The organism is Bradyrhizobium sp. 137, from assembly GCF_023074095.1.
Classification (GTDB): domain Bacteria; phylum Pseudomonadota; class Alphaproteobacteria; order Rhizobiales; family Xanthobacteraceae; genus Bradyrhizobium.
Genome location: NZ_JADPKU010000009.1, coordinates 1 through 8,659 on the forward strand (window position 1 = coordinate 1; position 8,659 = coordinate 8,659).

Annotated in this window: 5 protein-coding genes and 3 pseudogenes; 2 read left to right on the forward strand and 6 right to left on the reverse strand. The window is 58.1% G+C overall.

Annotated features, from left to right (window positions below):
* The 6 genes and pseudogenes from IVA78_RS01825 to IVA78_RS01850 all read right to left on the reverse strand — a co-directional run.
* Nucleotides 1-74: pseudogene (locus IVA78_RS01825) on the reverse strand (electron transfer flavoprotein subunit beta/FixA family protein); the annotation flags it as partial.
* A 147-nt stretch (nt 75-221) separates the two neighbouring features.
* Nucleotides 222-1,339 (reverse strand): annotated as a pseudogene (locus tag IVA78_RS01830) (Glu/Leu/Phe/Val dehydrogenase).
* A 231-nt stretch (nt 1,340-1,570) separates the two neighbouring features.
* A complete protein-coding gene (locus tag IVA78_RS01835) occupies nt 1,571-3,301 on the reverse strand; it encodes a hydantoinase B/oxoprolinase family protein (RefSeq protein WP_247463957.1) in 1,731 nt (576 codons plus the stop codon).
* 119 nt (nt 3,302-3,420) lie between these two features.
* The gene (locus IVA78_RS01840) at nt 3,421-5,499 is read right to left on the reverse strand and encodes a hydantoinase/oxoprolinase family protein (RefSeq protein WP_247463960.1); all 2,079 of its coding nucleotides are present in this window, start codon (nt 5,497-5,499) and stop codon (nt 3,421-3,423) included.
* Nucleotides 5,500-5,574: 75 nt separating this feature from the next.
* Entirely contained in the window at nt 5,575-6,843 is a 1,269-nt protein-coding gene (locus tag IVA78_RS01845) for an aminotransferase class III-fold pyridoxal phosphate-dependent enzyme (RefSeq protein ID WP_247463962.1), read from the reverse strand.
* 245 nt (nt 6,844-7,088) lie between these two features.
* Entirely contained in the window at nt 7,089-8,060 is a 972-nt protein-coding gene (locus tag IVA78_RS01850; RefSeq protein ID WP_247463965.1) for a MurR/RpiR family transcriptional regulator, read from the reverse strand.
* Between the two features lie 171 nt (nt 8,061-8,231).
* Here IVA78_RS01850 and IVA78_RS34505 point away from each other — a divergent pair, with 171 nt between their 5' ends.
* Nucleotides 8,232-8,474 carry a hypothetical protein gene (locus tag IVA78_RS34505; protein ID WP_346275278.1) on the forward strand — a complete coding sequence of 81 codons (243 nt, stop codon included), beginning with the start codon at nt 8,232-8,234 and terminating at the stop codon, nt 8,472-8,474.
* Nucleotides 8,475-8,510: 36 nt separating this feature from the next.
* Nucleotides 8,511-8,659, forward strand: a pseudogene (locus tag IVA78_RS01860) (IS256 family transposase); the annotation flags it as partial.

Here is an 8,659-nt window from a genome sequence, read left to right on the forward strand (position 1 = left end):
CCCGATCCATCGCCCTTGACGCGGACCTTGACGTTGTAATCGACCACCCGCTTTACCGGCACTAAGACCTTCATCGATCCTCTTTCACTCAATTTGGGAGGGGGGCATTAAGTGGCGCGTGAACCTAGCGCTCGGTTTGATGTCGCCTGCTCGTCTCTCGTTGAGGGGCACCATGATCCGCCGTGCTTCGGTCATCGACGACGTCGAGGGCATTGCGTTTGTCAAGGAAACAGCCCCCTGGTCCGCTTGGCTGACTGTACGGCGCTCACGCCAATCGCCATAGCCGCCATGGGAGATGCGATCGCGCTTGGCGCGAGCGATGACTTGCTGGAACGAGCGGTCGAGAATTCTGTACAGACGATCGAATACCTCCGCCTCCTCCCAGAACAGCCGCTGCAGATCCTGTACCCATTCGAAATAGCTGACGATGACTCCGCCAGCATTGCTGACCCGCTCGACCGCGGCCGGCACCAGAACGTCGCATTTTCGGACCAACAGTTCGGACGGCTCAATGAGGCCTTGACGGAGAAACCGCCAATCTGCCCGTGTTTGGCCATGTGGCGCTGTAACCCGGCAAGATCCAGGCCGGCGGGATCGTGGTAGGCTGCAGTGTGATCACTGACGCCGACAATCTTGACGCCTCTCTCAGCAAGGCAATAGGCCGTCACCGATCTCACATTGCCGAACCCCTGGATGATGGCGGTCGAGTTGTCCGCGCGGATCCCAAGGTGTGCAAGCGCGCGGCCGACAAGGTACGCCACCCCGCGTCCGGTCGCTTCGCGGCGGCCGAGCGTGCCTCCCGCCGACACCGGCTTTCCGGTGACGATCTCGTTGATCGTCTGGCCCTGATACATGGAATAGGTGTCCATGAACCAGGCCATGACCTGCGCGTTCGTGCCCATATCGGGGGCCATTACGTCGGTATGCGGACCGACCAACGGGATCATCTCCTGCATGTAGCGCCGCGAGAGCGCCTCGAGTTCGCGCGGAGACAAGGCGTACGGATCAACCGTAATGCCTCCCTTGGCTCCCCCATAGGGAAGTCCCGCCAACGCACATTTCCAGCTCATCCAGACCGCCAAGGCGGCGACTTCGCCGATATCCACCGAGAGTGCAAAGCGCTTCCGCCTTTGGTCGGCCCCAGCGTGAGGTGGTGCTGCACTCGGTAACCCTGGAAGACTTCGGTGCGACCGTCGTCTCTGTGGATCGGACAGGATACGGCTATGGCTCGCTTCGGGCGGTCCCGGTCCATCTCGTGGATTTGCAGGTGATCGGCGACCTGCGCAAATTGCTCCCTGGCCATGTCGAATACGGGACCGCTATAGATTGATCTGCCCATCGTGGCGCCGTCCAATTTCGTTCTGTCAAGCGTGCGGAGAAAAACGGCCGTCCCGAATAGGGGCGGCCAGTTGTGGTCCATCGCGGGAGAAACATTGCGACAAACAACTTCAGAAGCTCACGTAACAGCGGAATCACCCCAGACGAATTCGGGTCGAACCTCTGCTTACAGCTGCCACGAGCGATAGCCACCGTCTCGTTGTGCAAGCTGGCAGTAGTGGTGTTCCAGCGTCTATTTTCCGCCTCTCGCTTTTGTTGAAACGATGGACTTGCGGTCCGCCGAAATCTCGATGCCATAGACGCCCAAAGCGGTCTCTGCCGAAACGAGCTCATCGCGGACGTCACGCAAAACTGCGTCTGGATCCCGCTTGTGAGGATGCCCCCACCCGCCCCCTGCGGATGACTCGATGACGATTTGAAACGGCTTGACGTGTTGGACTCCATATTGCGGGCAGTAGAACTCCTCACCCGTCGTCAAATCGAAGCCTCTCAACGAGCCTTTGGCGCCCCAAAGCCCCCCATTGACGCCTGCGCCCGTTGGCTTCCGAGCGCCCTCACCACGCAGCAAATGTTCTCCGCCGATCAACACGTCGGCAACATAGTCGACCCCAGTGCCGCCGCGATATTGTCCGGCCCCCGCAGAATCGAAACGCATCTGATAGCGATGGACGCGAAGTGGATAGCTTTGCTCATAAGTTTCGACATTCGGAATGAACATTCCGCCTAGGGTCATCTGATGGCTGCTCGTCGGGAAACCATCGCGTCCGTTCACGGCTCCGCCCCCGGCACTGCCATGCCAATGATAGAGGACGAAGACTTCGCCAGACGGCTTCTTACCGGCCGAGCTGCTATGGACCGATTTGCCCCAGCCCGCGCAGGCGCGACCTGGTTCGGCTTGCGCCAAGGCACGCCAGCAAGCGTTCATGATATCAACTGCCGGAAAGACGGTGTTCATCGTCATAGGAGCGGGCGGCAAAGCATTTACGATTGTGCCTTCCGGGGCAATGATCGTCACACAACGATAAACGCCTTCGTTACGTGGAATATCGGGATCCAGGAAAGAGGAAAGAGAGCAGTAGACAGACGAGTGCGTGTTGGCGATGCCGCTGTTTTTGAATCCCTTGATTTGGGCCGACGTGCCGGTGAAATCGAACACGATTTCGTCGCCGGCGATTGCAACCTTTACACGCGTCTCGACATCGACGCTCTCGAAGCAGTCCGTATCACTAACATCCAAACCTTCCCAAGTGCCGTCCGGAAGCGCTGAAATCGCCTGGCGCATTCTTCGCTCTCCATAATCGAGAAGAGACCTCAAATACGACCTTCCAGCCTCGACGCCGAGTTGGCCAATGACCTCCGCCATCCGATTGGCACCGATGAGCGTCGAGCCCAGCATCGCTCCGAGATCGCCCTCCATCAGATCTGGGCACCGGGAGTTCAACAGAAGCATTCGCCACAGGTCGTCTCGTCGCTTACCCTTCTCAATGAGCTTGAGAACAGGCAACCGAATTCCCTCGTGAAAGATCTCGGTGGCTGCCGCATTGTAGGTTCCAGCGGCTCCGCCGCCAATGTCCGACTGATGAGCGCGGTTACTGCAAAAGCCCACCAGCTCACCGCCGATAAACACCGGGCGGATGAGAGTCCAATCGGGCAGATGGTTTCCGCCAGCAACATATGGATCGCTGAGAATGAACACATCGCTGTCATCGATGTGGCCCGCGAAATCCCTAAGGACGGCGCGAACAGCAAAGCCGCCGCCGCCGGAGTGGACGGGCAGTCCATCTGCTTGCGCTATGGTCTCGCCAGCAGCGTCGCTTATAAAACACGAAAAGTCGTGGCTCTGACTAAAGATCGGGCTGCGCGCGGTACGCGTCATGATCGCGCCCATCTGTACGCTAATGTGGTCCAGCTGCTTCTGCAGAATGGCCAGTAGGACGGGATCGTAAGTAGCCGCGGTGGCCATGGTGTCATCCTATTCAAACTTGCGCCAACTGAGCGGCGAGCAGTCAAAGTTAAGAACTGGCTCGCTATTCGTTCCGCAGGACACTATCTTCCAGTTGCAACTATTGCTCTCTCGTCGCCTTATACCGGACCTCCGGCGTGAGCGATGGAAACGTGATAGTTGCCCGCATCAGTCATGGTAACCTGATCGTTCGGGCCGACAAAAATCGTGGTAGTTGCTTCCTCGATCACGGCGGGCCCGACCAGGCGCTGACGCGGCGTAAGGATTGTTCCGTCATAAACGGGAGTGTCCGCAAATCCAGTTTCTCTGTCGATCCACACGCGCCGATGCGAACTCGGCACGGGCTCTACGACAGTTGGGAGCGCTTGAGCGATTTCCAGCGGATCGAGTCTGCCGATCGCCGCCACTCGGAGATTCACGATCTCTATGGCGCCCGCAGGCTGAACGTAGCCAAACAGACGCTCATAAACGGTTTCGAAAGCCGCGCGAACGATTGCGGGGTCGGTCGAAGAACTTTCAACGGGAACCGTCCATTGTTGGCCGAAGTAGCGCAGGTCATAACCCCGCCGAAGAGCTGCGCGAGCGCCTTCGAATCCCTCCCGTACCAAGACGGCGCCGGCAGCCTTCTCAATCTGCTGGAATCCACTTTCGAGCTCGTCCCGTGCGGATGCGGCTCTGCTGTCGAGGTCCTGGAGCCAACTGCGCACATGGTCATGTCGGAGATCAGAATTGCACATGCCAAAGGCGCAAAACACGCCTGCAAGGCGGGGGATGTAGAGGCTTCGACTGCCAAGCAGTCGCGCCGCCGCAGCGCCATGCAAGGGGCCAGCGCCTCCAGCGGCGACAAGCGTAAAACTTCTCGGATTATATCCCTTTTCAAGGGAAGAGTGCTCCACCGCATGAAGTATATTGCATTCCACCAACTGGATGATGCTGGCGGCCGCACCCTCAACACTTAGTTTCAACGGCTGAGCGACGTGAATCTCAATGGATCTCTTCGCTTTATCCAGGTCCAATGTAATAGCACCACCAGCATAGGGGCCGGGCTTGAGCCGCCCCAACACCAGCTGCGCATCTGTCACCGTAGGACGCTCGCCACCACGGCTGTAACAAGCAGGGCCTGGCATCGAGCCAGCACCTTCCGGTCCAGCTTTCAGAAGGCCGGCGCTGTCTACCGATGCGATCGTGCCACCTCCTGCGCCGACCGTGTGAATATCAACCGCCGGGATATTCAAATGGTAGCGGTCAAGGACAATTTGATCGGTCATACTGACCGCACCGTGCTGCATCAGCGTGACATCACAGCTCGTGCCGCCGACCTCTATAGAGATCAAGTGGTCCGAGCCAGCATCCTTGCCGAAGAACTTCAGCGATCCAACACCCGCTGCAGGACCTGACAGGACCAGATTTACTGGAGCATGGCCGATCTCATCGATTGAAATGGCTCCGCCATTCGACTGGATCATCAGCAGCTTGCGCGGCAGCCCCAGCGCAGTCAGCCTCTCAGCCAATCTACGCAGGTAGGGAACAACGCGTGGGGCCACATATGCATTAACGACGGTCGTCGAGGTTCGTTCGTACTCCCCGATCGTTGGGGCAATTTCTGAGGATGCGGTCACCCAAGCATTGGGGAGGTGCTTTTGCAGTTCAGCCTTCGCTGCCCGCTCATGCGCAGGATTTGCATAGGAATGCAGAAAACAAATCGCAACTGCCTCCACCTCCTCTTCGGCAAAGACGCGTGCGGCGGCCGCAACGGATGCGGGTTCGAATGGGGCCCGAACCGTGCCATCAGCCTCGATCCGCTCTGTGATTGGCAGCCGAAGATACCGAGGAACCAGGACCTGCGGAAAAGGCCGACGGTGATCCCAAACGTCTTCTCGGATAGATCGCCGGATTTCCAACGAGTCACGAAAGCCTTCAGTGACCAACAGTCCGACCTTCGCCCCCTTTTTTTCGAGCAACGTGTTCGTGGCAACTGTCGATCCATGAACAAACAAACTCGTGTTGGCGAGAAACGTCTTGACGCTGCTGTTCAATGATTGTGCAGCCAATTCGACCGCGGCGAGGACCCCCTCTGTGGGATTAGTCGGAACTGATGGCGACTTGAATGCCTCAACCCTCCCCCGAGCGTCGACGAGCACCAGATCGGTAAAGGTGCCACCAACATCAACTCCAACTCGAAAAGGCGCGACTAACATTGAGCGGGTCCCATCAATTCATTCTCGGCGCTAGCTTTGGACGCCAAGCGCTGCATTTGCTGGTGCGGGCACTAATCAGCTGGCAGCGACGCTCTCATGCCCCGCCACTTCCTTGACAACAACAGCAACCAACTTGTCCGCGATCAAAGAGATCTCGGTCTCCGTCATTGGGGTCGATAGTGCGCCTGAGCAGTTTGGCGTGAGCAAAATACCTTCATCCACCAGCGCAAGCTGGATCCGACGAATGAGCTGAGCCTTCCGCGGACTGGTATACGCGGTCCTGTAGCCGGTGACGTTGGTGACCCCCAAATGAAGCCTGAACAATGACCCCATTCCCGTGAAGGTGGCCTCGACGCCAGCCGCAGAGAACCCGTCTCTGACCTTTTTGCGGAGCCGATCTCCCAATCCGTTCAGTCGTTCGATCGCCGACTGCGAGTAATGCGTAAGGGATGCGAGCCCCGCGGCCATGCTTAGCGGATTGCCGCTGAATGTCCCGCCCATCGAGACCTTGGGTTTGCCTTCGGCGTGATTGAAAACCGACATTCGGTCTGCCGAGCCGGAGACAGCTCCGATAGGCAAACCGCCGCCAATGATCTTTGCGGTTGCGATCAGATCAGGTTCGAGGCCGAAAGATCGGGACGCCCCTTCAAACGAAAGACGAAAGCTAATAACCTCGTCTGCGATCAACAAAATTCCATCGCGCTGACATGCCTCGCGCAGAACAGCGGTCGTTTCCCTCGACATTGGCACCGTCCCCGCGCGAGAAGCGAGAGGATCGACAATGATTGCGGCCAGAGATCGCCCCTCGCGGCGAAGAATGTCGGCGCAACGTTGAGGATCGTCGTAGGGCAACACGACCGTTTCGCGCAGGACCGACTCCGGTGCACCCGCATTGCATCGCACCGAAGCGGGATTACCGCTCTCATCATCCCAATTGACGGGCGAGGGGTCGAGACTGACCTCGACCCAATCATAGGCGCCGTGATAGCAACCTTCGAACTTTGCGATCCTCTCCTTTCCGGTAATGGCGCGCGCGCCCTTTAGAGCGGAAAGCACCGCCTCTGTTCCAGAGTTACAGAAGCGGGTCTGCTCCATCCCAGGGTTGCGAGAAGCCAGCGTCTCAGCAAGCAAGATCTCGCTCTCAGTTGGCAATCCGAATGCCGTACCGGCCGCCATCGCGCGATGCACCGCATCAAGGATCGGGGGAAAAGCATGGCCGTGGACGAGTGAAAAGAAGTTGTTGGCGCAGTCGAGTATTCGCCGCCCGTCAACGTCAACAACCCAACACCCCTCCCCACGCGCAGCATACGGAGGGTGCGGCTTGAACCATTGAGCGGCGCGCATTGATCCGCCCGGCACGACTTTAGTTTCACGTAGATAGGCGGCCTCAGACCGCGATCTTGCCTGCGACCCAGCCGCCCCTGCGCCAACCCCACGACCTGGACCCGTCATTTGCACTCTCCGGAAAATCAGACGAGTCAGTGAACAACATGATCCACACGTCTGTCAAGCGGATCATTTGATCCAGATGGAGCCAGCCAACCTGCTGCAGCGGACGGGCAAATGGCAGCAGTCCCCTGCGGAATGACCTAACGTTTTCTTCTTTTATCTTTTGCTGCCGTTTTTCGCGAAATGGCGGTTGTCGGACGCCGGCGCTTAATGAGTTTTCCAGAGAGGAGATATTCGCCGGATCCGTGCAAGAACCGCTCGTTTTCGCGAATCCTCACTTGCGCAGGCTCACCAAGGCGACCGATCACCAAGGCTGCGAGAAGATTGGCTATGGCAATGGCCCCGAGTGTGGACTCTGGAAATGATTGCCCAGAAGTTTGTGCGACAAAATGTAGACCCTCAAGCTCACTCATGGGCGCAGCGAAGCTATCGGTAATGGAGATTATGCGCCCCCCCGATTGCGACGCCTTCTCTGCGAGCCGATGAACCACTCGATTGAAGGGCGCAAAGGTTACCGCCACAAATGCATCGCCAGACGAGAGGTCCTCTAGAAGACTTTCAGGTGCTCCTCCCGGGCTATCTAAAAGGACGACGTTTGGCCGCGCCTTTCGTAAGGCATACGCCAATGTATAAGCTGGAGTGAATGTTGTCCTCCTGCCACAAACAAATACCTTTGGCGCATTCGCCAGAAGACCACCTGCTTCGTTCAGCTTTTCCTCGGAGAGATGCGCACGAGCTCGCCTCACAACATCGAGTTCCGCTGCGAAAAACGACTCGACGAAGTCATCCAATCCGGCGCCTTCGCCCATTTTATGGATTAATGATTTTGCGGTTTGTTCGTTGCGAGTTGTCGACAGGCGATCCCTCTGCTGACGATCGCGCATCGCATCGATAAAACGCTGCCGTAGGTCACCGTAGCCGGCCAATCCCATGCGTTGGGCCAACCGAACGAGACTCACCGGGGGCACGTTTGCTCGTCGGGCAATCTCCCGCATCGAGTGGAACGCGGCTTCATCCGGATTGTTGATGAGATAATGAGCCGCCTCGACGGCCTGCCCAGACAGATCGACGCAAATTTCCTTGATTTCCTCAACAAGATCCACTGATCCCACGCGGCATCTCCTATCGTGCCAGTCCAGCCCACCGGCAGACATAGTCTAGCGACGCCTTTGTTATATAGCCATCCGTCTCTTGAGCATACTGCGGTGGATGCGCGAGAGCACTCTTCTTCAGCTTAGCTGATTGCGATGGCCTATACCGTCTCATTCAAGCGAGACGTCCGAATGGCCAACAAGATCGACCCGCTTAAGCCGGTTTCGCAGTTCGCCCAGACCTGTCCCGCGTACGATAACCTCGTCTCCCTCGGCAACAGGATGGGCGGATTGCGGGCGAAACCAACACCGCTTGGCGTGCCGGTTAGCAGTATGTCGCCAGGCCTCAACGTCATCCCAAATGAGAGCTCCGGGGATGTCCCGGGTTGTGTTGAAATCCTGAAGAGGTCGGCGTTGCCCACCTTGAGCCGGTAGGCTCGGGGTGCTGATTCCACAAAGGAGAGTAACGCCATGACGAGAGATATCACACCGGCTGGCTGGCCGGCGACCGGGAGCTGTGGACGAAGCGTTTGCAGAAGTGCGGGCGAGCTTCGATCGGTTCTGCCTTGCGGCTGGGATCGAGGCGCTCGGCACGATGATGGAGGCGGATGTCACGGCCA